Origin of the sequence: Chelatococcus albus (assembly GCF_030067675.1) — a bacterium.
GTDB classification, from domain to species: Bacteria; Pseudomonadota; Alphaproteobacteria; order Rhizobiales; family Beijerinckiaceae; genus Chelatococcus_A; species Chelatococcus_A albus.
This window is the reverse complement of record NZ_JASJEV010000003.1, coordinates 192,258-216,258: the sequence shown is the minus strand read 5'-3', so window position 1 is coordinate 216,258 and position 24,001 is coordinate 192,258. Positions and strand designations below refer to the sequence as shown.

Genomic DNA, 24,001 nt, shown 5'->3' with positions numbered 1-24,001 from the left:
CGATGCAGTCTTGGGCGAGGTTGCCGTGGACTTGGTGGATCCTTTTGCCGCTCTCATGTGCATGTGTCTCCCGTTTCTCTCGGTGCCGATCAGGACCCCAGATCTGGCCGGAAGCCACGGTCCTGACCAGACCGCCCTGCTCCGGCGGCCCGCCCGTCCGGATCCGCGTCGCGGCGATGAGGGACGCAGGAAGGAGATCCGGATGACGGGGGACTCAACCGATGACGCTCACGATGCGCTTGCCTACGCGCCGAGAGGCTAGCACGTGACTTGAGGATCGTCTATCGCACTCTTGAATAGAGCTCTGAAGCGCCGCGTATTCGGTCGTTGAAATTGTCCTGACGCGTGAGGATTTTCGCTTAATTCTACTGGCGAATACAAGTTATTTCTGTCATTTTTTCTTTGTTCCCGGCGCGGCGCGCGCGCCATTCGAGAAGTCGGCGAAATGCCGAGTAGTGCTCCTCCGTTATTGAATTTTGCTTTTGAGTTTGCTGCGGATCGAAGCAAAGCCAAGTCGTGCCCCGTCAACTTTGCGGCAATGCCCGGATACATGGGCGGATGTGTTCGCTCGGGAAGGCGGGCGAGGATAGCGCGGCGCCTGCGGGTCCCGCGCGGGCGGTGCCCGGGGGCGTTGCCGTGCGCCCGACAGGACGCCTTGGGCCACGGATCGATTCGCCGCAGCAGCGTTCGCTGGGCATCGCCCGAGGGCGGACGAGCGGCACATCCTGTGCGCCCCGGTTCGACCCGGGAGGCACGTGTTGCCTCGATGCAGAGGCGCAGGCGATGACAACGGTGCCACCGCTCCCTATCTCCGGGGTGTTCTTTCGGCCGGCGGTGATGCCGGCCTGCTCCCGAGAGGAAGCCGCCATGAACCAACAGGAACGCGACGTCATCACCGGAATCTTCGATCGCCTGAAGCAGGTGGAGAACCAGCCGCGCGATCCCGAGGCGGAACGTTATATCGCCGAGCGGGTGGCTCGTCAGCCCTACGCGCCCTATGCCATGGCCCAGGCGATCTATGTGCAGGAGCAGGCGCTGACCAACCTGCATCAGCGTGCGCAGGAGCTGGAAGCCGAAGTCGAGCGGCTGCGGGTCGGGCAGGGTTCGGGCGGCTTCCTCTCCGGCCTCTTCGGTGCCGGGCGGCAGGTCGAAGCGGCGCGACCCGTCACGCCTCAAGCTGTGCCGCCGCCCGCGGCGAGCCCGGTCCCGCAGGCGCAGCCCGTGGGACCGTGGGCGCAGGCCGCGGCGGGGCGCGGCGGCTTCCTGGCGACGGCCTTGTCGACGGCTGCGGGCGTCGCCGGCGGCATGCTGCTCGGCAACGCCATTGCGAGTGCCTTCGGCCGCGGGGGGCAAGCCGAGGCGGCGGCCAAGGAGGCACCGGGAGGCGCTGCCGAAAGCGCGCCGGCCGTGCAGGACGCGAGCTACGACGAGGCCGACTACGAGGACGATGGGGACGTGGGCGACCTCGGCGAGGGCGACGACTGGGCGTAAGGCCGGGCGGCGGGCGAAGCCAGCCCGTATGACGCTCCAGGAAGCGCGTCGGCGATGCGCTTCGTCCTGGCGCCGTCGGGGCTCCCCGGGCGTTGTGGCCGGGGCAGGTCGGAGGCGGTGTCAGCTCACGACCACGCGCGCCCCGACGCTGACGCGATTGTAGAGGTCGATGACATCCTCGTTGAGCAGACGGATGCAGCCCGAAGAAACCGCCTGCCCGATGGTGTGCGGCTCGTTCGTGCCATGGATGCGGAAGAGCGTGTTACCGAGATAGAGGGCGCGTGCGCCGAGCGGATTCTCGGGCCCTCCGGGCAGAAAGGTCGGCAGGTCGGGACGCCGCTTGCGCATCTCCGCCGGCGGCCGCCAGTCCGGCCACTCGCGCTTCATGCTGACCGTCTGCGTCCCCTTCCAGGAGAAACCCTCGCGGCCGACGCCGATGCCGTAGCGGATCGCAGTGCCCCCCGGCTGCACGAGGTAAAGGAACCTGTTGGCCGTATCGACGACGATCGTGCCCGGCTTCTGCGGTCCGTCGTAGCTGACCGTCTGCCGGCGATAGCGCTCGGGGATGGCGCGCGCGGCTGGCTCGTAGGCGTCGGAGGGGGAGGGCAGGGAGGCGATCCGGCCGCGCCGGACGGGCCGCCGCTCCTCGGGGGGCGGCTGCAACGGATCGGCATAGGGATCATCCTCGGGCGCCAGATAGACCGTGCGGCCGGACGGCTCGGGCAGGGACGAGGGCTGGATATGGCGGCGTCCGGCGCGAACGCCGGGTGTCGGATCGCGCCCGGTCATCAGCAGCTCGATGAAGCCGCCGCCGAAGTCGCCGGCGCGCGGGAGGGGCACCTCCATCGCGGGATCGTAGGGGACGGGGCTGCGGCGGGGGCGCAGCGGATCGGCGAGGGCCGCAGCGAGGGGCATCGTGCCGCCGAGCATTGCCGCCAGCGACGACAACAGCACCCGCCGCGGCAGATCGCGCATCCTCATCATAGCGTCTGTCTCCGATGCCGGGCGACGGTCGTCGCCCGCTGTCCGACATGACCTGTAAATGTGGCGGGGCAACGAAAGGGTGAACGCGCCGCGGCGAAAGCCGGACGGCACGGCCGCGGCGGTGGAATCCGCCGCCATGGTTAGGGAAGTCTTGCCGTCGTCTTGGCCTCGCAGTCCGGCAACGGCGGCGGCCGGAATTTTTTGTGTTGGCATTTAAGATATTGAAAAGATTTGGACCGACGATCCGCTTCGAAGCCACAAGCGGACGCAGGATGAAGGTCGCCCGCCCACCCTATCGAATCGAGACGCTGCTCGGGCAGCTGCAGACGGGCGCGCCGGCGGCGGCCCTTCCCCGCGCGACAGCGCCGGTGCATGAAGACCCTCGCCTCGACGAGATCCTTCTCACGCTCCAGGACGTCAAGCGCATGCTCGACCCGACCTACCGTGAGGCGTCGAACGTCGTCGAAGCCTACCGCAGCGAGATCGCCGAAGTCTTTCGCCTGCGTGTCGAGCTGGAGTCGATGAGAGCGGCGATCGCTGCGACGAAGAGTGAGATCGCGTCGATCCGTCGGTCCGACCGGGAGGGGCGCGGCATGCGGCGCGCTGCCGGCGAGCTCGATGCAGTGGTAAGCGACACCGAGCGTGCCACCACGGCCATCATCGCCATCGCCGAGGAGATCGGCGAAGAGGCGGAGGCGCTGCGCGGCATCGCCGGCGCACTCGCCGACGAGCGCGTCGAGGCCATCCTCTCCCTCGTGACGCGTGTCTACGAAAGCTGCAACTTCCAGGATCTAGCCGGGCAGCGCGTGACCAAGATCGTCGGCGTGCTGAAGTTCCTGGAGGAGCGGCTCGACGCGATGATCGGGGTCTGGAGCGGGCTCGACGTGCTGCGCGACCTGATGGACCACCCGGCGGCGCAGCCGCAGAGGCCCGCGGCGCGTCCGGCCGAATCCGCCCTCCTCAACGGGCCACGGCTCGACGGGGACGACGGCCATATCTCGCAGTCGGACATCGACGCCCTGTTCGCCTGAAGCAGGTGCGGGCGGCTCTACTCCGGGACGGCCGGTCGTCGGGCCCCGCGCCTGCGGCCGAGAAGGCCGCGTATGCCCGCGACGTCGAAGGCGAGGGCCGTGCCCACATAGGCCGCCCCTCCCACCAGGAGGCTGACGATGAGCGTCGCGAGATGCGGCTCGCGCCCGCGCAGCGGAAAGAGAACCATCGCCATCAAGGTCGTGGCGGCGAGCGTCGCGAGAAGATCCTTCACCGGAGGGCGGGTGCGCGTGCGCCGCGCCGCGAGCCCGGCGAGGACGAGAAGCCCGGCGAGCATGCCGCCCGACTGCGCCATCGCGAGGCTGATCGGCCCGTAGCGCTGCGGGAGCACCGCGACGAGGGCGAGATCGACGGCGAGCGCCACGAGCGCGGCGCTTGTCACCGGCGCCGTTGCCTTCTCGAGCTGAAAGATCGGGTTGAGGGCATACTGCGTGACGGCGAAGGCGAAGAGCGCCGGGATGAGCAGCGTGCTGTAGGCGGAGAAGGTGCCGCGGAACGGTTCCGGTACGACGAGCGCCTCGAAGGCCGGCAGCATCAGCCAGTAGCCGGCAGCGAGAGGCATCAGGAGAAGCGCCACGACCGCCATGTTCTGCGCGATCTGGCGTTCGGCCGCCGCGCGCCCGTCCTCCTCGTCCTTGCGCACCGCAAGCTGGAAAAGGAGGATGTCGAGGGCCGAGCCGACGGCGGCGAAGATGCGCACGCCGAGGTCTGCCGCGAGCGAGAACTGCCCGGCCTCGCCATAGCCGTAGTGCGCGGCGGCGAAGGCCCGATTGGCGAGGGGCAGGAGCTGATAGACGACATTGGCGAGGACAAGCGGCAGGCCGTAGCGCGCGAAGCGGAGCATCAGCGCCCGGTCGGCCAGCCGCGGCGACAGGTGCGGATCGGCGAGCGCGGGGCGGATGACAACGAGCGCAAGGCCGACGCTCAGACACAGGCCGGCACCGACGAGGGCGGCATCGCGGAAGAGATAGGCCGCCCCGATCATCAGCACGAAGGCGGCCGCGTTCTTGACCAGGACAAACAGCATGTAGCCGCGTTCGAGGAAGCGCGAGCGCGCCAGTGCGGCGTGATAGTCGAACAGGGCGTTGCAGATGCCCATGCCGACGGCAGCCAGCAGCACGGGAGTGGTGAGCGCGAGGTCGAAGCCGAGCGCAGCGACGAGACCTGCCGTGACGACGAGGATGCCGGCGAACCCGGCGAAGGTCGTGTCGAGGGTGGCGCGCACGGCGGGCTGTTCGGCGCGCGTACGCTCGGAATAGAAGCGCGTCGCCGACAGGCGCAGCCAGTCGAAGAGCGCGGTGTTGAGCACGGTGCCGACGGCGAGCGCAATGGCATAGCGGCCGAATTCGTCCGGCCCCAGGAACTTCGCCACGATGAGGCCGAGGACGAAGTTGAGCCCCGTATTGACCATGAAGGTGAGAATGATCGCCATCGACCCGCCCGCATGCCGCCCGGCCCGATGCCGATGCGTGGAAGCGCCCGGAACGCGTGCCGCCGGCGCATGCCCATATGCGTCGATGGCTAGCGCATGCGCGCAAACAATGTCTTACGTTCGATTCCCGTCGCCGACGCGCGCTCCGGGCCGCGCCCCTCCGTTGCCTGACCGATTCCTTTCGCGCTCCCCGCAAGGCTCGCCCATGTCCGTCGATCCCGTATTCCTCGCCGTCGGGTGGCTGACCACGATGCTGATGGCCGTCGGCAAGGGCGCCTTCGGCGGCGGGCTCGCGATCCTCAGCGTGCCGATGCTGTCACTCGTCATGGATCCGGTCGATGCCGCGATCACGACCGCGCCGCTCGTCTCGCTCATGGACCTCTTCGCGCTGGGTGCCTTCGGTCGGTCCGGCTGGGCGAAGGCCGATCTTACCTGGCTCATCCCGGGCCTCGTCGCGGGTATCGCGGCGGGCGCGGCGGTCTTCGTCCTCGTCGACGCGCGCATCGTGACCCTGATCATCGCCCTCGTGACCGTCGCCTTCACGGCGCATTGGTTCCTGCGCGTGCGCCTCGCACCCCCCGCGCCGATCGGCCTGTCCGCCCCGCTTGCGCTCGTGGCCGGCGCCGCGACGGGTTTCTCCACCTTCGTCGCGCATGCGGGCGGACCGCCGCTCGCCATGTACCTGCTGCGGCGCGGCCTCGACAAGACCCGCTACGCCGGCACGACCGTGGCCGTCTTCACGCTCGGCAATCTGATCAAGCTCGTGCCCTATCTCGCGCTGGCAGCCTCCAAGCCCCAGGCATTGTGGGCTGCGTTCTCCTTCGCCCCGGCGGCGCCGCTGGGCGTGTGGCTGGGCAAGCGCCTGCACGACCGGCTGCCGCAAGGCATGCTCTTCTTCTGGTGCTACGTGCTGCTCGGTGCCGCGGCGCTGAAGCTGCTCGCCGACGCGGTGAAAGGCCTGGTCGCTCCATGATGCGCAACGCCTTCTTGCGTGCGGCCGTCGGCATCGCGCTGCTGTCGGCCATGGATGCCGTCATCAAGGCGGTGGCGGCGCGATATCCGACCTTCGAGGTCACCTTCCTTCGCTTCGCCAGCGGGACGCTGGTGGCGCTCGCGGTGGTCGCCGTGCGGCGTCCCGGCTGGCCTTCGCGCGAGACGGTGGCGGTCAACGCCTCGCGCGCCCTTCTGGTCGTCTTCACTGCGTCCTGCTTCTTCTACGCTCTCGGGCGCCTGCCGCTCGCCGAGGCGCTCGCGCTGTCGTTCCTGTCGCCGATCTTCCTCGCGCTTTTCGGCATGATCATCCTGCGTGAGCGGGTCGGCGGCCGCATCGTCGTAGCGCTCGCTGCCGGCTTCATCGGCATGCTCGTCATCGTCTCTGGCCTCGGCGAGGCGGGCGGCGTGACGCGCATACCGTGGGACGGCGCTGCGGCGGCCCTTGCCTCGGCCCTGTCCTATGCCCTGTCGATGGTGCTGCTCAGGGCGCGGGCGGCGCGTGATCGCGTCGAGATCATCATCCTCTTCCAGAACGTCGGGCCGGCGCTCGTCATCGCGCCGCTCGCCGCCGGTGCCTGGGTCGTGCCGGCCGTGCCGGACTACACGCTCTTCGCCCTCATCGGCCTTCTCGGCACGACCGGCCACCTGATCCTCGCCACCGCCTTCGCCCGGGCGGAGGCGGCACGCCTCGCGCCGCTCGAGTACACCGCCATGGTGTGGGCCGTGCTCCTCGGCTTCGTCTTCTTCGGCGAATGGCCCGGGGTCACGACCCTCGCGGGCGCCGCGCTCATCATCGCCGGTGCCTTCGCGGTGGTGCGTCGCTAGCCGCCCTTCCGGGCCGGCACGGGAAAGATCAGGCAGGTCTCCGTGCCGTGGGCCAGCAGCCGGCCCTCGGCATCGAGAAGGCGTCCCTCGGAGGTGGCCGTCGTCTTGCCGCGGTGGATGAGCCTGCCCTCGCAACGCACGCGCCCCGTGCTCGGCAGCACGGGGCGCACATAGTTCAGCTTCAGCTCGAGCGTCGTATAGCCTTCTCCTGCGGCGAGTGTCGTGTGCACGGCGCAGGCCATGGCGGAGTCGAGAATGGCCGCGGTCCAGCCGCCGTGCACGGTGCTGAGCGGGTTGAAGAACCGGGCGGAGGGCAAGCCCTCGAACACGGCCTCCCCGGGTTCGACGGAGGTGAGCCAGATGTCCGCCGTTTCGCTGAAGGGCGGCGCAGGATGGCGCCCTTCCAGCATGCCGCGCAGGACAGCGAGGCCGCTCTCGGCCGTGAGTTCATCGCGGGGCAGGACACCGACGGCGCTCATGAGCGTCTCCCAACTGGTCTTCGAACGGGCAGCGGACCGGATCGACGCGGCCTCCGCCGCCTGTCGGGTCGCGCTTGCAGCCAACGTGTAGATGCACGATAGGAAATCGACCCTGTCCGGTCAACGACCCCCCAAGCCGGACCGGGAGCGGGCAGGGCAGCCGCAGGTCAGGCGGAGGCGCGCGCGGCCTTGCGCAGGGCCTTCAGACGGCCGCGCGTCTCTTCCCATTCCGCGGTGCCCAGCGCGGCTTCGATGCGCCGCTGCGCGGCCTCCCACAACGGAATGGCGCGTTCGATCATGGCGCGGCCCTTCGCCGTGAGCTCATAGGCGACGGCGCGCCCCGCGCCCCGCTGCGGCGCGATCATGCCGGCCTCGTGCAGGAGGCGCAGATTGCGCGTGAGCGTGGTGCGCTCGAGAGCGAGCGTCTCGGCGAGCGCGCTCACCGAACCGGTGACGCCGTGCGCAATGGCACCGAGAAGCGAGAACTGCGTCACCTTGAGGCCGATGGGGCGCAGCGCCTCGTCGTAAACGCGCGTGACGGCCCGCGCGGTCATGCGCGTGTGCAGGCAGGCGCAAGTCTTGGCGATGTCTTCGACGGTGGGCATGGCGGAACCTTGCGGAGCGCGGGCCGGGGCGTCAAGCGGCAGGATGCGGGACCCGGCCTGCGGCCGAAGCTGACCCGCCCCTTGCATGGCTGCGCCTCGCGGCGTTAGCCAATTTGTGCGGCCCGGCCTTGACTCGCTCCAAGCCCCTGCCTATCTCGGCGGGGTCTTTGGCACTCCGCTCCCGTGAGTGCTAACAGGCTCCAGCTCATTCCGCGTTTTAAGCCGCGTCTCGAGAGGACATCGTCTCATGAAGTTCCGTCCGCTGCACGACCGCGTGGTCGTCCGCCGTCTCGACAGCGAAGAGAAGACCAAGGGCGGCATCATCATCCCCGATACCGCCAAGGAGAAGCCGCAGGAAGGCGAAGTCGTCGCCGTCGGCCCCGGCGCCCGTGACGAGAACGGCAAGCTCGTCGCCCTCGACGTCAAGAAGGGCGACCGCGTGCTCTTCGGCAAGTGGTCGGGCACCGAGGTGAAGATCGACGGCCAGGACCTCCTCATCATGAAGGAGTCCGACGTCATGGGCGTGATCGGCTGATCGCCGCCGACCGGAGCAAGGTTTCAGGCAGGAGTTAAGGACAGATGGCTGCCAAGGAAGTGAAGTTTTCGGCCGACGCGCGCGAGAAGATGCTGCGCGGCGTCGACATCCTCGCCAACGCCGTGAAGGTGACGCTCGGCCCCAAGGGGCGCAACGTCGTCATCGAGAAGTCGTTCGGCGCCCCCCGCATCACCAAGGACGGCGTCACCGTCGCCAAGGAGATCGAGCTCGAGGACAAGTTCGAGAACATGGGCGCCCAGATGGTGCGCGAAGTGGCCTCGAAGACCAACGACCTCGCCGGTGACGGCACGACGACGGCCACCGTTCTCGCCCAGGCCATCGTCAAGGAGGGCGCCAAGTCTGTGGCCGCCGGCATGAACCCGATGGACCTCAAGCGCGGCATCGACCTCGCCGTCGTCGAGGTGATCAAGGACATCGAGAAGCGCGCCAAGAAGGTGAAGTCCTCGGACGAGGTCGCCCAGGTCGGCACGATCTCGGCCAACGGCGACCGCTCGATCGGCGAGATGATCGCCAATGCGATGCAGAAGGTCGGCAACGAGGGCGTCATCACGGTCGAGGAGGCCAAGAGTCTCGACACCGAGCTCGACGTCGTCGAGGGCATGCAGTTCGACCGCGGCTACCTCTCTCCCTACTTCATCACGAACGCGGAGAAGATGGTCGCCGAGCTCGACGACCCCTACATCCTCATCCACGAGAAGAAGCTCTCCTCGCTGCAGCCGATGCTCCCGGTCCTCGAGGCCGTGGTGCAGACGGGCAAGCCCCTCGTCATCATCGCCGAGGACGTCGAGGGCGAGGCGCTCGCCACCCTCGTCGTCAACAAGCTGCGTGGTGGCCTGAAGGTCGCCGCCGTCAAGGCCCCGGGCTTCGGTGACCGCCGCAAGGCCATGCTCGAGGACATCGCCGTCCTCACGGCCGGCCAGACGATCTCGGAAGACCTCGGCATCAAGCTCGAGAACGTGACCCTCCAGATGCTCGGCCGCGCCAAGCGTGTCCGCATCGAGAAGGAGAACACCACGATCATCGACGGCGCCGGCAAGAAGAAGGACATCGAGGCCCGCGTCGGTCAGATCAAGGCGCAGATCGAGGAGACCACCTCGGACTACGACCGTGAGAAGCTGCAGGAGCGTCTCGCCAAGCTCGCGGGCGGCGTCGCGGTGATCCGCGTCGGCGGCGCGACCGAGGTCGAGGTGAAGGAGAAGAAGGATCGCGTCGACGACGCTCTCAACGCCACCCGCGCGGCGGTCGAGGAAGGCATCGTCCCCGGCGGCGGCACGGCCCTGCTGCGCGCCAAGGCGGCGGTCGCCAAGCTCAAGAGCGACAACGCCGACGTCCAGGCCGGCATCAACATCGTCCTGCGCGCCCTCGAGGCTCCGATCCGCCAGATCTCGGAGAACGCTGGCGTCGAAGGTTCGATCGTGGTCGGCAAGATCACCGAGAACAAGTCGCAGACCTTCGGCTTCAACGCCCAGACGGAAGAGTACGTCGATCTCCTCGAGGCCGGCATCGTCGACCCGGCGAAGGTCGTGCGCACGGCGCTGCAGGATGCGGCTTCGGTCGCCTCGCTCCTCATCACGACGGAGGCGATGGTCGCCGAGAAGCCGAAGAAGGAAGCGGCTGCTCCGGCGATGCCGGGCGGCGGCATGGGCGGCATGGACTTCTAAGGAAGTCCATAAAGGCCGCCCATCACGAGGAAAGGCCCAAGTCCGGCGAGCCGGACCTGGGCTGGCGGCATGGATTTCCAGGGAAGTCCATAAAGGTCGCCCATCACGAGGGAAGGCCCAAGTCCGGTGCGCCGGACCTGGGCTGGCGGCCCGAACGCCAGGAAAAACGAAAGGCCCGGCTCTCGCCGGGCCTTTTCTGTTTCCGCGCGGTGCGCCTCGCGTCAGCGCCCGAAGATGCCCTTGAAGAACTGGGCGACCGCGTTGCGCTTCTTCTTGCGCTCGAGCTCGGCGGCATCCTTCAGCCAGGCGATCAGCACCACCTTGCGCTCCCCGGTGAAGGGCTTGCGCCCGTGCCACGACTTGTCGGAGCGCAGGAAGCCGCAGGCGGTGCCCATGACGGGTGGCACCTCCACGGCATGGGGCTCGAATTTCCGCTGGTCGTAGAGCACGCGCAGCCGACCGCCTTCGCCCGCGTCCCGTGCGTCGTTCATGTAGACAGCATGGTCATGACCTTGGATGGGCCGTCGGTGTGGATGGCGCCGTATTTCGGCTGCGAGCGCCGCATGATCGTCGTCAGCCGCGGGCAGGCGTGCAGGTCCTTGCCGAACTTGCGCGACAGCTCCTCGGTGAGCTCAGGCCCCTCCAGCTCCGCGATCAGTGTCTTGAAGTGCCCCTTGAGCTTCACCTCGTCGACCGTCAGATAGCCGGGCTTGCTGATGTCGGGGAAGTCGCGGCGCAGGAAGTCGACCCCCAGAAGAAGTCGCAGGGCTCGCGGGTCAGCGGTGCGCGCCGCAGCGCGTCGAGGTCGATGATGGCCGGCATGGCCCAGCGATGCCTCTCCGGGGAGCGAAGGTGGCGGCAACGCTACACGTCGCGCTCGGGTTCCGGCAACCCGCCCGCACGTCGGCGGGGGCCCGCCCGCAGGTATTGACGCGCCCGGGACGGTACGCCAATCTGCCTGTGATCGCACGATCAGCCATACCTTCCGCGTGACTGGCGAGACGGGGAGTACCCCGAGGGAGCGCGGAAGTCCGTTTCGATGCCGTTCGCCTGGGCAGCCTTCGTGAAGCGCTGGCCGGGCGATTTTGCGTTCTGGGCTTCGAAACGGAGACGATCATGTTGCACGAGCAACCCGAGACCTTCGCCGGGACTCTTGTCGAGCCACGTGCGGCGCTCACGGCCGCTGACCCGGAGGCTGCCACAATTCTCGCGCGCGAGGAGCGGCGGCAACGGGAGGGGCTGACGCTCATCCCCTCCGAAAACCATGCCTTTCCCCAGATCAGGGCCATGCTCGGCTCGGTCTTCGCCGACAAATACGCGGAAGGCCTGCCGGGCAGGCGTTATTATGGCGGTGCGGCCCATGTCGACGAGATCGAGGACCTCGCCCGCGCGCGCGCCAAGGCGCTGTTCGGCGCCGAGCACGCCAACGTGCAGCCCCTTTCGGGCTCGCCGATGAACCAGGCCGTCTATTTCGGCCTGCTCGAGCCGGGCGACACGATCCTTGCCATGGACCTGTCGCACGGCGGGCATCTCACCCACGGCGCTCCGGTGTCGGCCATGGGCAAGCTGTTCCGCTTCATTCGCTATGGCACGCGGCCGGGCGGCTCGTTCGACATGGATGAAATCCGCGCCGTCGCGCGGCGCGAACGGCCGAAGCTCGTCATCACCGGCTTCTCCTCCTATCCGCGCGACATCGACTATGCAGCCTTCCGACAGGTGGCGGACGAGGTCGGCGCGCTTGCCATGGCGGATGTGTCGCATGTCGGCGGGCTGATCGCCGGCAAGGCGCTCGCCAATCCCTTCGACAGCGGTTTCGACATCGTCACGACGACGACGCACAAGACGCTGCGGGGGCCGCGGGGCGGCCTCATCCTGTGCAAGGCAGCTCACGCGCGGGCGATCGACCAGGCGGTCTTTCCCGGCCTGCAGGGTGGGCCGCACATGGATCACGTGGCCGCGCTCGCGGTCGCGCTGAAGCTCATCGACACGGACGCCTATCGGGCCCACGCTCGCCAGGTGCTCGTCAACGCCAAGGCCCTCGCAGGCGCACTCACGGCGCGCGGCGCGACGCTGGTGACGGGCGGGACCGACAACCACCTGATGGTGGTGGACGTGGCGGCGAGCTTCGGCGTCGACGGCGCCGAGGCCCAGGCACGGTTCGACCGTGTCGGGCTCGTCGCCAACAAGCAGGTGGTGCCCGATGACGACCGCCCGGCCATGCGCCCCTCGGGCCTGCGCCTCGGCACGCCAGCGGTCACCACGCGCGGCATGACGGCCGCGGAGATGGACGGCCTCGCCGAACTGATCGTCGCCACGATCACGCAAGCGCGCCCTGAAACCGAGCTACGTGCCCAGGTGCAGGCGCTCGCGCACCGCTTTCCCATTCCGGCCTGAAGGCGATAAGGCCGAAGCGGTCGCCGTTGCGCGCGCGGCCCCACCTGCCATGATGCGCCGGGGGGCTGGTCGATGCGCGCAGCGGCGCTGATGTGGGCAGGACTGTTCGTGTGGGTCTCAGGTCCGGCGCTCGCCGCGTTCGAGCGCCCGCCCCGCCTCGCCGTTCCCATTTGTGCGTTCGAAACGGCCGACGAGGAAGAGGCCGACGACACGGGCGAGGACGAGGCGGACAGCGACGAGGATACGGTGGGCTTCTTCCGCATCGCGCCGGCGACCTGCCTGCGCATCTCGGGTTCGGTCGATTCGGGCCTTCTGCTTTCCTGGGCGGGCGGATACGGCGTGTCGTCGGGGCTGGGCCGGTTCTTGCCGGTGACGCGCTACGACATCAAGGCGACGCTCGCGGTCGAGACGCGCCAGCAATTCGAGAGCTTCGATCTCACCTCGCTCTTCGAGGTCGAAATGCTCTCCACCGGCAGCACCACCATCACCAATGCCTATGTGGAGGCCGGTCCGGTCACCGCCGGCATCGCCACATCCTTCTTCGACTACTGGAGCGCCGACAGTTTCCTCTTCAGGGCGCTCGCCTCGTCCCAGTCGCCCGCCCTCCTCGCCGGCGAGTGGTCGCCCAGCGGGACGCTCTCGGTCGCGCTGGCCATGGAGGACCCGGTCGTCCGCCGCGTCGTGCCGCTCGGCTACGCGGGCACCCGTGCACCCGATGTCGTGGCGCGGCTCAAGGTGGAGCCGGACTGGGGCGAGGTGCAGCTGTCCGCCGCCCTGCGCTACACGCGCTTCGCCTCCCTCTCGGCCGCGACCGCGACCGGATGGGCCGTGCAGCTTGGCGCGACGTTGCCCGTCGAGGCGCTCGGTGCCGGCGACGAACTCGTGCTGCAGGCGGCCTATGCCCGCAACGCCCCGGGCTATCTCGGCATCTACACGGCGAGCGGCGTGAGCGGTTTCACGCTGCCCGCCTCGCTCCTCGCCGAGGCGGCGGAATTGACGGCCGGTTGGAACGCGGCGGTGTCCTATGAGCATCACTGGTCGAAGGCCTGGCGCTCGAACATCTTTGTCACGATGGTCGACCTCAGACTGCGCGAGGTGCCGGGCAAACCCGACGTGACGGTGTGGCGCTCGGCCGCCAATCTGCTGTGGAGCCCGGTCGAGGGTTTGGATGTTGGGATCGAGCTTGGCTACTTCCGCTCGAGCTTTTCCCGCCGCGACCGCGCTGCGGCCGCGATCCTGAACGCCGATCGCTGGACTCTGCAGGCATCGCTTAGCCGCAGCTTCTGACGGGGATCCGGGCGCGTGCCGTCAGCGGGCGCCATGAAGGCGCCTTACCGAAGTTTCATCTCCCACACGGCTGCGTGTAATGCGATGCGGCGCCAATTACTGTAGAGAGCGGGATTTGCGGCACGCCGTGCCGGGATGCGAGGGAAAAGACCAAGGTCCATGCGGGCATTGAAGACTGCGCTCGGCGCCATCTGGCGGCTCACCATTCCCTATTTCACCACGCATGACGTGGGCGAGATCAATCTGCGTCCCTTCGGCCGCTTCCGGGTGCAGGAGCGATGGCTCGGTATCGGCTTGGTCCTTGCGCTCATCCTGATCAATCTGGGGCAGGTCGGGCTCAACGTGCGCCTGAGCTTCTTCAACCGTGACCTGTTCAACGCCCTGCAGAACAAGGATGCGGTCGAGTTCTGGCAGCAGCTCCTCTTCGTCTTCTGCCCGCTCGCGGCGGTCTACGTGACCGTGGCGATCATCGAGATCGTCATCCAGTATGTCCTGCGCATCCGCTGGCGGCGCTGGCTGACGCGCCGCTACGTCGACTCCTGGCTCGGCGAGGACACCCACTACAAGATGCAGCTCCTCGGCTACACGGCCGACAACCCCGACCAGCGCATCGCCGACGACATCGACCAGTTCATCGTCCGCACGCAGACGCTCACCTTGGGCCTTCTCACCCAGGTCGCTACGCTCTTCTCCTTCGCCGCCATCCTCTGGTCGCTGTCGAGCGACTTCACGCTGCCGGGCACTGACGTCCCGGTTCCCGGCCTCCTCCTGTGGTTCGCGCTCGGCTACGCTGTTCTCGGCACCTGGCTCACCCACAAGATCGGCAAGCCGCTGATCCGGCTCAACTTCGACCAGCAGCGCTACGAGGCCGACTTCCGCTTCTCGCTCGCGCGCCTGCGCGAATATGCCGAGCAGGTGGCGCTGCTCGACGGCGAGAGCGCCGAGAAGGAGCGGCTCGCCGGACGCTTCGGCAATGTCGTGCGCAACTTCATGGCGATCGTCGACCGCACGAAGAAGCTCACGGCCTTCACCGCGAGCTATTTCCAGGCGAGCGTCGTCGTTCCCTACATCCTGACCGCGCCCTATTTCTTCGTCGGCAGGATCACACTCGGGCAGCTGCAGCAGACCGCGGGCTCCTTCTCCCGCGTGGAAGGGGCGCTCACCTTCTTCATCTCGGCCTATACGACGCTCGCCGATTACAAGGCCGTCGTCGACCGCCTGACCAGCTTCGACACGGCGATGAAGCGGGCGCGAAGCGCCGCAGCGGCACCGCCGCGGATCGACGTGGCGCTGCTCGGCGGCGCCGCCGCCGTGCGCATCGTGGACCTCGACCTGCGCCTGCCCGCGGGAACGACCATCGTGCGCGTGCCGGAACTCGCCCTGCGCAGGGGGGAGACGACGCTGCTCACCGGGCCGTCGGGATCCGGCAAGTCGACGCTCTTCCGCGCGATCGCGGGCATCTGGCCCTTCGGCAGCGGGACGGTAACGGTGCCGACCGGCGAGAACCTGCTGCTCCTGCCGCAGCGGCCATACATTCCCATCGGCTCCCTGCGCGGGGCGGTGGCCTATCCGGCCGCGACGGTCGCCTATTCGGGCGAGGCGATCCGCGATGCGCTCGAGGCCGTGCGCCTGCCGCATCTCGTCGAGCGGCTCGACGAGGAGGGCCAGTGGGCGCAGACGCTCTCTCTCGGCGAGCAGCAGCGCGTGGCCCTCGCCCGTGCGCTGCTCGCGAAGCCAGACTGGCTCTTCCTCGACGAGGCGACGGCGGCCCTCGACGAGCCCCTGGAACAGGCGATGTACGAGCTGATCATGGAGCGTCTGCCGGAGACGACCGTGGTGTCGATCGGGCATCGCTCGACGCTCATCGCCTTCCACGAGCGGCGGATCGACCTCAGGCCGGGCCGCGACGGGCGCATCTTCATGCCGCACGAGGTCGACGTGCCGGCGATGGCCTGAAACGCCGACCGGCGCGGATTGCTCCGCGCCGGCGCCTCTGTGGAACAATCGATCTGCTGCCGTCGACGGCGAAGTCGTTCAGAGCGAGCGCTCGAACTTGAGTGTACCGCCCTGACCGGTGAGGACGAGCTGACCGTCGACCACGTCCCATTTCTGCGCGGCGCGCACGGCGATGAGATAGGCGCGCTCGGCCGCCATGGCTTCCTTGCCGCAGTCCTTCTTGGTCATGGCGAGGGGGCCGACGCCGAGGCCCTGCTGGCGCAACGGATAGGCTGTGGCGGAGAAGGTGTTGCAGCCGCCGAAGCCGCGCGCCCGGAAATTCTGGTCGATCGTGAAGGCGGGACGATGGGCGCCCGAATAGGCCTTGCCGTTCAGGCTGACTGCGAGCCACTGGGTGCCGAGCGGGAACATCTTCTCCTGTTTCTGCGGCGGCGCTTCGCCCTGCTGCGCCGCGCTGCGGGAGTCCGGACCACCCCTGCGCGCTGTCTGGGCGAAGGTGGGGGTCGCTGCGAGGGCGACCATCAGCACGGCGGCGAGACGACGAGAAAGCATGGACCCCAAAATCTCCTTCAGGCGGGCGCGACCATAATGACCGAATGCGCCGGCCGCAACGTCGGCCTGCACCCTGCTTGCCGCGATCACTGTCGGGTGGGCTTGTGAGGTTTCAATGGGGGCGCCTGCAAGACGCCCGTGGCTCATCCGATGCGGGTGAAAAGGCGCTCGCTGAGAGGGTTCGAGGCGCGGAACACGTAGTCGAGCTGATGCACGGCGATGTGGTCGGCGCCGTTCTCGGCCAGCCGTTCGGCCAAAGCGAAGACCTGCCCCCGGGGACAGTGGATGACGAGCGCCCCATTGCCGCCGAGGCCAAAGGGCAGCTCGGCACCGAAATTCTCCCTGAGATCGGTGATGAGGGCCTCGTCCGGCTCGGCGAGATAGGCGCGCACCTCGCGCGTCGTGCGGGCGGCCTCCTCGGCGGCGATGCGCGTCAGGATGGTGCGCGCCGCAGCACGCGCGGTGGCACTCCAGGGCGCGCGCACGGAGGCGATGAGGTTGGCCTCCGAGCGGAGGATGACGCCGTCCTCGACGATCTTCAGCGCATTGGCGGCGAGCGTCGCTCCCGTGGTCGTGATATCGACGATGATCTCGGCCGCGCCCGAGGCCGGGGCGCCTTCTGTGGCGCCCAGGCTCTCGACGATGCGATAGTCGGCGATGCCGTGGCTGCCGAAGAAGCGGCGGGTCAGGTTCACATATTTGGTCGCGACCCGCATCTTGCGGCCGTGGCGGTGGCGCATGTCGGCGGCCACGTCGTCGAGGTCGGCCATCGTGCGCACGTCGATCCACGCCTGCGGCACGGCGACGACGACATTGGCATGGCCGAAGCCGAGCGGCGTGAGCAGCTCGACGGCTGCGTCGGCGTCGGGAATGTCCTCGCGGATCAGGTCCTCGCCGGTGATGCCGAGATGCGCGGCGCCGGACGCAAGCTGGGCGGCAATCTCGGAGGCCGAGAGAAAAAGGACCTCAACACCGGCAAGGCCCTTCAGCGTGCCGCGATAGTCGCGGGCGCCCCGCGACTGCACGAAGGTGAGGCCGGCGCGGGCGAAGAAGGCGGCGGCGTTCTCCTGCAGCCGCCCCTTGGAGGGGACGGCGAGAACGAGCGGGGCCTCGCTCATGACGCGTCTCCCGGGTTTGCCGGCGCAGGCGCGGCCATCGCGCTGCGCAGGCCGAGGCGATCGAGCCAGATCGAACAGCCGACGGCCGGGATCGGCTGCGGTGCGCCGAGATGGGTGAGCAGGCCGTCGTAGCGGCCGCCACCGACGATGGGCTTGAGATGCGGCCGGTGCGGGTCGATCACCTCGAAGATGAAGCCCGTATAGTAGTCGAGGTTGCGGGCGAACCCTGCCGAGAAGGACAGGCTCGCCACGTCGATGCCGCGGGCGGCCATGAAGCCCGTGCGGGCCTCGAAGGAGTCGATCGCGGCATCGAGGTCGAGCGCCGCATCGCGGGCGAGGGCGCGCAGCGCCACGGCGGCCGTGTCGGGATCCCCGGAAATGGCGAGATAGCGGCCGATGACAGCCCGCATCTCCGCGGAGATGGCGCCGTTGCGCGCCGCGGCGCGGGCGAGGAAGCGCTCGGCGATCTCGCCGGCCGTGCGCCCGCCGACCTTGCTGATGCCGGCGATGGACAGGACGTCCTCGACGAAGGCGTGCGCGGCCTTGGGATCCTGACCCTCGATGGCGGCGAGGAGCCCGGCATGGTCCGCTCCGGTGCGGGGCTCCCCCGCCGCGTCGTCCTCGGCCAGGGCCGCCTCCGCGCGCCCCTGCACGACGGCGCGCAGAACACGCCGCTGGGTCAGGGCGGGCAGGTCGAGCGCGGCGAGCAGGCGCGTCAGGATGGCGACGTCGCCGAGCTTCACCGTCATGTCGGAGAGACCGAGGCTCGTCACGGCCTCTATGCCGAGGGCGAGGATTTCGGCGTCGGCCGCCTCGCGATCCTCGCGGCCGAAGGACTCGATGCCGGCCTGCGGAAACTCGCCGGTCTCGCCGGCCCGCAGGCGAAAGACGGGTCCGAGATAGCTGTAGGCGGCGGGGGAGCCTGACTCGACGGAGGCGAGGTAGTCGCGGCTGACGGGGATCGTGTAGTCGGGCCTCAGGCACAGCTCGTTGCCGGCCGCGTCCTGCGTGACGAACATGCGTCGGCGGATGTCCTCGCCGGAGAGGTCGAGAAACACGTCCACCGGCTGCAGCACGGCGGGCTCCACGCGCCGGTAGCCCTCGCGCGTGAAAAGCGCCATCAGCGCCTCGGTCCTGTCCGCTGCAATCGTCACTGAATCCTTCCCGCCTCCTCGCGGCGGTTCGTCTTTAGCAAGGGGGGCGCCGGCAGGCGACCCCTTTCGCCGGCGAGGGTGAACGGAGTGCTGCCCGGCCCGGGATGGTGCGCCGGCGAGCAACGCCCTGACCCGTGCGTCCGGCGGCCTCTCAGCCCCCGTGCCGCGCGAGCACCTCGCGCACAGCCTCGACGAGCAGGTCCTCGCCGACCGAGAACTGGGCGAGGCGCTGGGCGCGGTATTCGGCGCTGTCGGCAATGGAGCCGGCCTTGGCCGCGGCCTGCGCCGCGCCCTCGATCAGGTCCTTGATCTGTACCTCGCCCGCGGCGCGCTCGTTCGAGCCCTGGATGACCACGCAGGGGCTGCCGCGCCGGTCCGCATATTTCATCTGCGCCTTCATGCCGGAGGAGCCGAGATACATCTCCGCCCGGATGCCGGCCGCACGCAGGCGCGCCACCATCGCCTGGTAATGAGCCACCTGGTCGCGGTCCATGACGAGGACGACGACAGGCCCGCGGGCGGCTGCATCGGTGACGATCGGGCTCTTGACGAGCTTCAAGGCAGCAAGCAGGCGCGACACGCCGATGGAGAAGCCGGTCGCCGGCACCGGCTCGCCGCGAAAGCGGGCGACGAGCCCGTCGTAGCGTCCGCCGCCCGCGACGGAGCCGAAGCGCACGGGACGCCCTTCGTCGTCCTTCACCTCGAAGGTCAGCTCCGCCTCGTAGACGGGACCGGTGTAATATTCGAGGCCGCGCACCACGGCGGGGTCGATCTCCACGCGCCCGTCGGCATAGCCTGCCGCGGCGACGAGTGAGGCGATCTCCTCGAGCTCGGCCACGCCCTCGGCCCCGCGCGCGGAGGCGCCGACCACCCTGGCGAGATTGGCGAGCGTCGCCTGCGCGGTCTGACCCTTGGCGCCGGTGAGGGCGAGCACGTGGTCGACGAGATCAGCGGGCAGGCCGGCGCCCTTGGTGTAGTCGCCGCTCTCGTCGCGGCGGCCTTCGCCGAGGAGTGCGCGCACGCCGTCGGGGCCGAGTCGGTCGAGCTTGTCGATGGCGCGCAGCACCACGAGGCGCGTGTGGGCCTTCTCCTCGCCCGCGAGCCCGATGGTTTCGAGCACGCCGTCGAGCACCTTGCGGTTGTTGACCTTGATGACGTAGTCGCCGCGCGCGATTCCCACGCGTTCCAGCGTGTCGGCCGCCATCATGCAGATCTCGGCGTCAGCTGCGACGGAGGCTGCGCCGACCGTGTCGGCATCGAACTGCATGAACTGGCGGAAGCGGCCGGGGCCGGGCTTCTCGTTGCGGAACACCCAGCCGCTGCGATAGCTGCGGTAGGGCTTGGGCAGGGTGTCGAAGTTCTCGGCGACGTAGCGAGCGAGCGGCGCGGTCAGATCGTAGCGCAGCGACAGCCACTGTTCGTCGTCGTCCTGGAAGGAGAACACGCCTTCGTTCGGCCGGTCCTGGTCTGGCAGGAACTTGCCCAACGCGTCGGTGAACTCGACGAAGGGCGTCTCCACAGCCTCGAAGCCATAGAGCTCGTAGGTCTCGCGAATGGCCGCGAGCATCCGGTCCGTCGCCGCGATATCGGGTGAGCTGCGGTCGACGAAGCCGCGCGGCTGACGGGCGACGAGCCTCGGCAGAGGCTGTTTCAGAACGTTCGGCTGCTCGGGCTTGGACATGAGAGGAGGACGCGCCGTCGGAAAGAGAGAACGGCGCGTCCTAGCGCAGGCAAGGGGTCCTGTCATCCCTCATCGGGCTGCGCGCGGCACGGCGCGAACGCCGCGCGGTGCCGCGCGCGCGTTACAGTGCCACCATCGCATGCACGGCGGCGCGAGGCCTCCGGGGTCTCTCCTCAAGCCACCGCCTTGATGACCTTGGCGAGCTTGTCGGCGATCTCGCCGATGTCGTCTTCGCGCAGGATGAGGGGCGGGGAGAGGGCGATGGTGTCGCCCGTGATGCGGATCATCAGGTCGTGCTCGCGGAAGGCGACGTCCATCGCCTCGTAGGCACGCTTGCCGACGGCGTCGGGCTTCGGGGCGAGGTCCACCGCGCCGACGATGCCGATGGTGCGGATGTCGAGCACGTTGGGCAGGCCCTTGAGGCTGTGGATTGCGTCCGCCCAGGCGCCTTCGAGCTGCCTTGCGCGCTCGAACAGGCCCTCGTCGCGATAGACGTCGAGGGCCGCAAGGCCCGCCGCGCAGGCGAGCGGATGGGCGGAATAGGTGTAACCGTGGAAGAGCTCGATGACGTGCTCCGGGCCCTTCATGAAGGCTTCGTAGATGCCCTTGCGCACCACGACACCGCCCATGGGCACGGTGCCGGAGTTCACGCCCTTGGCGAAGGTGATCATGTCCGGCACGACGCCGTAGCGCTCGGCCGCAAAGGCGAAGCCGAGGCGCCCGAAACCGGTGATCACCTCGTCGAAGACGAGAAGGATGCCGTGCTTGTCGCAGATCTCGCGCAGGCGCCTGAGGTAGCCCTTGGGCGGCGCCAGCACGCCGGTCGAGCCGGCCATGGGCTCGACGATGACGGCGGCGATGGTCGAGGCGTCGTGCAGCGCCACGATGCGCTCGAGGTCGTCGGCGAGATGGGCGCCCCATTCGGGCTCGCCGCGGCTGAAGGCCTGCTGCTCACGGCTATAGGTGTGCGGCAGGTGGTCGGCGCCGGCGAGGAGCGAGCCGAAGAACTTGCGATTGTTGACGATGCCGCCGACGGAGATGCCCCCGAAGCCCACCCCGTGATACCCGCGCTCGCGGCCGATGAGGCGCGTCCTGGAGCCCTTGCCCTGGATGTTCCAGTAGGCGAGGGCGATCTTCAGCGCCGTGTCGACAGCCTCTGAGCCGGAATTGGCAAAGAAGACGTGGTCGAGGTCGCCGGGGGCGAGGGCCGCGATGCGGGCGGCGAGCGCGAAGGCCTTGGGATGGCCGAACTGGAAGGCGGGCGCATAGTCGAGCTCACCGGCCTGGGCCCTGATCGCGGCGACGATCGGATCGCGGTTGTGGCCGGCATTGCAGCACCAGAGGCCGGCGGCGCCGTCCATCACCTTGCGGCCGTCGGCGGCGATATAGTGCATGTCCTTGGCGCCGGTGATCATGCGCGGGTTCTTCTTGAAGGCGCGGTTGGCCGTGAAGGGCAACCAGAATGCCTCCAGATCGTTCGGAGCGGCGCCCTTGTGGGCGGCGAGCTGATCGTGGGCGAGCGACATGGCTTCTCCTCTTGCGCGTCCTCTGCCGGCGAGCCTAACAAGCCGCGTGGGGATGCGAAACTCGCGCCGGGCGCATGACCGGCCCGCGCCGCTGCGCAGAGTTGATGACGGTGCGGAAATCTGGCGTATAGAGTGCGGCCAAGGGGGGCGTTTACGATGCGGCAGGAGTATGGCCGAACTCGCAACCCCTGTTATCGAGACTGAACCCGTTCCGCGCGAGGAGATTCGGGAAGCGCTGGCGCGCGTTCTTGCCAGCGATGCGTTCCGCAGCGCGCCCCAGCTCTCCGCCTTCCTGACCTTCGTGGTCGAGCGCACGCTCGAAGGCCGTGCGCAGGAGATCAAGGGCTATACCATCGCGACGGAAGCCCTCGGCCGGGACGACAGCTTCGATCCGCAGGCGGATCCCATCGTGCGCGTCGAGGCCATGCGACTGCGGCGAGCGCTCGATACCTACTATACGGATGCCGGCGGCGCGGATCCGGTGCGCATCGACATCCCGCGCGGGAGCTATGTGCCGCAGTTCCAGCACAATGCAGCGTCGCCAACGCTCCAGGAGCAGGAGCATGAAGCCCACGGTTTGCCGGCCGCCGCTTCCTGGCTCGACGACCACCGCGGCCTTGCTGCCGCGGCTCTGGCCTTGGCGCTGGCAGCCTTGATCGCGGCCCTCTTCCTGCCGACCTTCGGTCTGCGCCAGGGCTATCCATCCCGGGAAGACGGACTGCACGAGCGGACCGTCGCGAGGCCGGAGGCGCAGTCTCGCTTCGCGCCCTATCTGCCGCTCGTCGTCGTGGAGCCGGTCGAGACCCAGGGTGCGATGCCAGCCTGGTTCTCAGGCAACAGTCTGGTGATCGGGGTCGCGAATGCCATCGCGCGTTTCGACGAGGTCCAGGTCCTCGATCGATCCGCCGCGGCGCCGGGGGCCGCAGACAGCCTGCCGCGGGCGGCCGAGCGATATCGCCTCGTGTTGCGCCTCGCCAATCTGCTCGACACCGTGGCCGTCTCGGCGCGCCTGATCCACGAGGCCTCGGGTGCCGTGGTCTGGACCCGCGACTTCCAGCCCGTCGGCCCCGAGAATGCAACGACCAACGCTGAGCTGTGGCTGGCGCGGAGCATCGCCGCCACGATCGCGCAACCCTACGGGGTGATCTTCGCCGATCTGCGAAACCGGCCGGCCGCGCCGCCCGAATGGCGGTGCCTCAGCATGGCCTTCGATTACTGGCATGGGCCGACCGAGGCGAGGCACGCGGAGGTGCGTGACTGCCTGGAGGCCGTGGTTGCCGCCCAACCGGGTTTTGCCTCGGCCCAGGCCAGTCTCGCCTTCGCCTATCTCGAGGAGTACCGCTCCGGCTACAACCATCGGGCCGGGGCCACGCTGGACCGGGCTCTCGCGGCGGCGATGAAGGCGGTGCAGATCGCGCCGGAAAGCGCGCGCGCACATCAGGCGCTCCTCGACGTCCACTTCATCCGCGGGGAGCATGCCGAGGCCTTCGCCGCCGGGCGCAAGGCTCTCGAGCGCAATCCCGACGATACCAACATTCTGGCCGACCTCGGCGCGCGCCACATCGCATTTGCACGCTACGCGGAGGGGCTGCCGATGCTGGAGCAGGCCCGGGCCGGCAACCCTGCCCATCCGCCGTGGCTCGATTTCTTCATCTTCCTCGGCGCCCACATGACCGGAGACGATGCCAAGGCGCGCAGCGCCTCCAGCCGCATCGTGGGAGACGACGACCCTCTTGGCCTCGTGGCGCGCGCCATCGCCGCGGACGCCGACGGGGACGGCGAGCGAGCCGCCAGGAGCCTGCGGCGCCTGCTGACCCTCGTGCCCGAGATGGGCCGCAATCCGCGCCTCCTGTTTGAAAGGTGCGCTTTCGCCTCGCCGATCGTCGAGCGGCTGGCGTCCGATCTGAAGCGCGCTGGCCTCGACGCCATGACGGCCGTGAGACCCTGAACGCTCTGCGCGAGCGGCGCAGGCTTCGACAAGTGTTGCGTGTAATCTTCGCGCGCGATGTCAGAACAGGCGCCTTCCGTCGCGCAAATCCTCGGTAGACGGCGTGAATCGAACATGCGAATCAGGGCTGGGCACACTGATTCGTAGTGATTTGATGAGGCCGCTGGGGCGAGTGCGGTCGATGATGGGGCTTGGGCTGAACATGGCGCCGCATTGGCGACGCGGAAAGACTTTGGCAATTCTCACCGGGACAGCGCTGGCAGGGGCTGCCGGCATCGGCTTGGTGGCTCGGGGCGGAGGCGTCGATCT

General features: G+C 68.8%; 21 protein-coding genes and 1 riboswitch. Of the genes, 10 read left to right on the top strand and 11 right to left on the bottom strand.

The window, feature by feature from the left end:
- Positions 1-867 precede the first annotated feature (867 nt).
- Positions 868-1,491: a DUF2076 domain-containing protein gene (locus QNA08_RS06645; RefSeq protein WP_283739901.1), complete on the top strand. Its 624-nt coding sequence runs from the start codon at positions 868-870 to the stop codon at positions 1,489-1,491.
- Between the two features lie 120 nt (positions 1,492-1,611).
- On the opposite strand, the gene QNA08_RS06640 is transcribed toward QNA08_RS06645, so the two are convergent.
- Entirely contained in the window at positions 1,612-2,475 is an 864-nt protein-coding gene (locus QNA08_RS06640; protein ID WP_422679866.1) for a L,D-transpeptidase, read from the bottom strand.
- Positions 2,476-2,747: 272 nt separating this feature from the next.
- Between QNA08_RS06640 and QNA08_RS06635 the strand changes: the two genes are divergently transcribed.
- A complete protein-coding gene (locus QNA08_RS06635; RefSeq protein ID WP_283739900.1) occupies positions 2,748-3,506 on the top strand; it encodes a chemotaxis protein in 759 nt (252 codons plus the stop codon).
- Between the two features lie 17 nt (positions 3,507-3,523).
- On the opposite strand, the gene QNA08_RS06630 is transcribed toward QNA08_RS06635, so the two are convergent.
- Complete coding sequence (locus QNA08_RS06630) at positions 3,524-4,957, bottom strand: lipopolysaccharide biosynthesis protein (protein ID WP_283739899.1); 1,434 nt, start codon at positions 4,955-4,957, stop codon at positions 3,524-3,526.
- Positions 4,958-5,162: 205 nt separating this feature from the next.
- Here QNA08_RS06630 and QNA08_RS06625 point away from each other — a divergent pair, with 205 nt between their 5' ends.
- Both QNA08_RS06625 and QNA08_RS06620 read left to right on the top strand, forming a co-directional pair.
- Positions 5,163-5,930 (top strand): sulfite exporter TauE/SafE family protein, encoded by a 768-nt coding sequence (locus tag QNA08_RS06625; RefSeq protein WP_283739898.1) that lies wholly within the window; start codon positions 5,163-5,165, stop codon positions 5,928-5,930.
- Positions 5,927-6,775: a DMT family transporter gene (locus QNA08_RS06620; RefSeq protein ID WP_283739897.1), complete on the top strand. Its 849-nt coding sequence runs from the start codon at positions 5,927-5,929 to the stop codon at positions 6,773-6,775. Before QNA08_RS06625 ends, QNA08_RS06620 begins: the two co-directional genes overlap by 4 nt.
- Here the strand turns inward: QNA08_RS06620 and QNA08_RS06615 are convergent.
- Both QNA08_RS06615 and QNA08_RS06610 read right to left on the bottom strand, forming a co-directional pair.
- Positions 6,772-7,254 carry a PaaI family thioesterase gene (locus QNA08_RS06615; protein ID WP_283739896.1) on the bottom strand — a complete coding sequence of 161 codons (483 nt, stop codon included), beginning with the start codon at positions 7,252-7,254 and terminating at the stop codon, positions 6,772-6,774. The genes QNA08_RS06620 and QNA08_RS06615 overlap by 4 nt on opposite strands.
- Positions 7,255-7,421: 167 nt before the next feature.
- On the bottom strand, positions 7,422-7,859 hold the full coding sequence (locus tag QNA08_RS06610) for a MarR family winged helix-turn-helix transcriptional regulator (RefSeq protein WP_283739895.1): 438 nt from the start codon (positions 7,857-7,859) through the stop codon (positions 7,422-7,424).
- A 247-nt stretch (positions 7,860-8,106) separates the two neighbouring features.
- Between QNA08_RS06610 and groES the strand changes: the two genes are divergently transcribed.
- Together groES and groL are read left to right on the top strand one after the other, a co-directional pair.
- Complete coding sequence (groES, locus tag QNA08_RS06605) at positions 8,107-8,394, top strand: co-chaperone GroES (protein ID WP_283739894.1); 288 nt, start codon at positions 8,107-8,109, stop codon at positions 8,392-8,394.
- 44 nt (positions 8,395-8,438) lie between these two features.
- Positions 8,439-10,076: a chaperonin GroEL gene (gene groL, locus QNA08_RS06600; protein WP_283739893.1), complete on the top strand. Its 1,638-nt coding sequence runs from the start codon at positions 8,439-8,441 to the stop codon at positions 10,074-10,076.
- 221 nt (positions 10,077-10,297) lie between these two features.
- On the opposite strand, the gene QNA08_RS06595 is transcribed toward groL, so the two are convergent.
- Together QNA08_RS06595 and QNA08_RS06590 are read right to left on the bottom strand one after the other, a co-directional pair.
- The gene (locus QNA08_RS06595; RefSeq protein WP_283739892.1) at positions 10,298-10,567 is read right to left on the bottom strand and encodes a 2OG-Fe(II) oxygenase family protein; all 270 of its coding nucleotides are present in this window, start codon (positions 10,565-10,567) and stop codon (positions 10,298-10,300) included.
- Entirely contained in the window at positions 10,564-10,938 is a 375-nt protein-coding gene (locus QNA08_RS06590; protein ID WP_283739891.1) for a hypothetical protein, read from the bottom strand. The genes QNA08_RS06595 and QNA08_RS06590 overlap by 4 nt, the downstream gene beginning before the upstream one ends.
- A gap of 117 nt (positions 10,939-11,055) precedes the next feature.
- Positions 11,056-11,139: riboswitch (ZMP/ZTP riboswitch) on the top strand.
- Between the two features lie 53 nt (positions 11,140-11,192).
- Here QNA08_RS06590 and QNA08_RS06585 point away from each other — a divergent pair.
- The 3 genes from QNA08_RS06585 (at position 11,193) to QNA08_RS06575 (ending at position 15,713) form a co-directional block, all read left to right on the top strand.
- Positions 11,193-12,470: a serine hydroxymethyltransferase gene (locus QNA08_RS06585; protein WP_283739890.1), complete on the top strand. Its 1,278-nt coding sequence runs from the start codon at positions 11,193-11,195 to the stop codon at positions 12,468-12,470.
- Between the two features lie 72 nt (positions 12,471-12,542).
- Positions 12,543-13,757: a porin gene (locus QNA08_RS06580; RefSeq protein ID WP_283739889.1), complete on the top strand. Its 1,215-nt coding sequence runs from the start codon at positions 12,543-12,545 to the stop codon at positions 13,755-13,757.
- A 159-nt stretch (positions 13,758-13,916) separates the two neighbouring features.
- A complete protein-coding gene (locus QNA08_RS06575) occupies positions 13,917-15,713 on the top strand; it encodes an ABC transporter ATP-binding protein/permease (protein ID WP_283739888.1) in 1,797 nt (598 codons plus the stop codon).
- Between the two features lie 78 nt (positions 15,714-15,791).
- Here the strand turns inward: QNA08_RS06575 and QNA08_RS06570 are convergent, their stop codons facing one another.
- From QNA08_RS06570 to aptA, 5 genes are all read right to left on the bottom strand, one after another.
- Positions 15,792-16,265: an META domain-containing protein gene (locus QNA08_RS06570; protein WP_283739887.1), complete on the bottom strand. Its 474-nt coding sequence runs from the start codon at positions 16,263-16,265 to the stop codon at positions 15,792-15,794.
- 143 nt (positions 16,266-16,408) lie between these two features.
- Positions 16,409-17,383: an ATP phosphoribosyltransferase gene (gene hisG, locus QNA08_RS06565; RefSeq protein WP_283739886.1), complete on the bottom strand. Its 975-nt coding sequence runs from the start codon at positions 17,381-17,383 to the stop codon at positions 16,409-16,411.
- The gene (locus tag QNA08_RS06560; RefSeq protein WP_283739885.1) at positions 17,380-18,537 is read right to left on the bottom strand and encodes an ATP phosphoribosyltransferase regulatory subunit; all 1,158 of its coding nucleotides are present in this window, start codon (positions 18,535-18,537) and stop codon (positions 17,380-17,382) included. The genes hisG and QNA08_RS06560 overlap by 4 nt, the downstream gene beginning before the upstream one ends.
- A 151-nt stretch (positions 18,538-18,688) precedes the next feature.
- On the bottom strand, positions 18,689-20,218 hold the full coding sequence (gene hisS, locus QNA08_RS06555) for a histidine--tRNA ligase (protein WP_283739884.1): 1,530 nt from the start codon (positions 20,216-20,218) through the stop codon (positions 18,689-18,691).
- 173 nt (positions 20,219-20,391) lie between these two features.
- Complete coding sequence (gene aptA, locus QNA08_RS06550; protein ID WP_283739883.1) at positions 20,392-21,744, bottom strand: omega-aminotransferase AptA; 1,353 nt, start codon at positions 21,742-21,744, stop codon at positions 20,392-20,394.
- Between the two features lie 169 nt (positions 21,745-21,913).
- On the opposite strand from aptA, the gene QNA08_RS06545 reads away from it, so the two are divergent.
- Entirely contained in the window at positions 21,914-23,692 is a 1,779-nt protein-coding gene (locus QNA08_RS06545; protein WP_283739882.1) for a tetratricopeptide repeat protein, read from the top strand.
- Positions 23,693-24,001 lie beyond the last annotated feature (309 nt).

What these genes read in the sequence shown, in the direction of transcription:
- QNA08_RS06645 (WP_283739901.1), top strand. Translation starts at nt 868, where the DNA reads ATGAACCAACAGGAACGCGACGTCATCACCGGAATCTTCGATCGCCTG.
- QNA08_RS06640 (WP_422679866.1), bottom strand. Translation starts at nt 2,475, where the DNA reads ATGATGAGGATGCGCGATCTGCCGCGGCGGGTGCTGTTGTCGTCGCTG.
- QNA08_RS06635 (WP_283739900.1), top strand. Translation starts at nt 2,748, where the DNA reads ATGAAGGTCGCCCGCCCACCCTATCGAATCGAGACGCTGCTCGGGCAG.
- QNA08_RS06630 (WP_283739899.1), bottom strand. Translation starts at nt 4,957, where the DNA reads ATGGCGATCATTCTCACCTTCATGGTCAATACGGGGCTCAACTTCGTC.
- QNA08_RS06625 (WP_283739898.1), top strand. Translation starts at nt 5,163, where the DNA reads ATGTCCGTCGATCCCGTATTCCTCGCCGTCGGGTGGCTGACCACGATG.
- QNA08_RS06620 (WP_283739897.1), top strand. Translation starts at nt 5,927, where the DNA reads ATGATGCGCAACGCCTTCTTGCGTGCGGCCGTCGGCATCGCGCTGCTG.
- QNA08_RS06615 (WP_283739896.1), bottom strand. Translation starts at nt 7,254, where the DNA reads ATGAGCGCCGTCGGTGTCCTGCCCCGCGATGAACTCACGGCCGAGAGC.
- QNA08_RS06610 (WP_283739895.1), bottom strand. Translation starts at nt 7,859, where the DNA reads ATGCCCACCGTCGAAGACATCGCCAAGACTTGCGCCTGCCTGCACACG.
- groES (WP_283739894.1), top strand. Translation starts at nt 8,107, where the DNA reads ATGAAGTTCCGTCCGCTGCACGACCGCGTGGTCGTCCGCCGTCTCGAC.
- groL (WP_283739893.1), top strand. Translation starts at nt 8,439, where the DNA reads ATGGCTGCCAAGGAAGTGAAGTTTTCGGCCGACGCGCGCGAGAAGATG.
- QNA08_RS06595 (WP_283739892.1), bottom strand. Translation starts at nt 10,567, where the DNA reads ATGAACGACGCACGGGACGCGGGCGAAGGCGGTCGGCTGCGCGTGCTC.
- QNA08_RS06585 (WP_283739890.1), top strand. Translation starts at nt 11,193, where the DNA reads ATGTTGCACGAGCAACCCGAGACCTTCGCCGGGACTCTTGTCGAGCCA.
- QNA08_RS06580 (WP_283739889.1), top strand. Translation starts at nt 12,543, where the DNA reads ATGCGCGCAGCGGCGCTGATGTGGGCAGGACTGTTCGTGTGGGTCTCA.
- QNA08_RS06575 (WP_283739888.1), top strand. Translation starts at nt 13,917, where the DNA reads ATGCGGGCATTGAAGACTGCGCTCGGCGCCATCTGGCGGCTCACCATT.
- QNA08_RS06570 (WP_283739887.1), bottom strand. Translation starts at nt 16,265, where the DNA reads ATGCTTTCTCGTCGTCTCGCCGCCGTGCTGATGGTCGCCCTCGCAGCG.
- hisG (WP_283739886.1), bottom strand. Translation starts at nt 17,383, where the DNA reads ATGAGCGAGGCCCCGCTCGTTCTCGCCGTCCCCTCCAAGGGGCGGCTG.
- hisS (WP_283739884.1), bottom strand. Translation starts at nt 20,218, where the DNA reads ATGTCCAAGCCCGAGCAGCCGAACGTTCTGAAACAGCCTCTGCCGAGG.
- aptA (WP_283739883.1), bottom strand. Translation starts at nt 21,744, where the DNA reads ATGTCGCTCGCCCACGATCAGCTCGCCGCCCACAAGGGCGCCGCTCCG.
- QNA08_RS06545 (WP_283739882.1), top strand. Translation starts at nt 21,914, where the DNA reads ATGGCCGAACTCGCAACCCCTGTTATCGAGACTGAACCCGTTCCGCGC.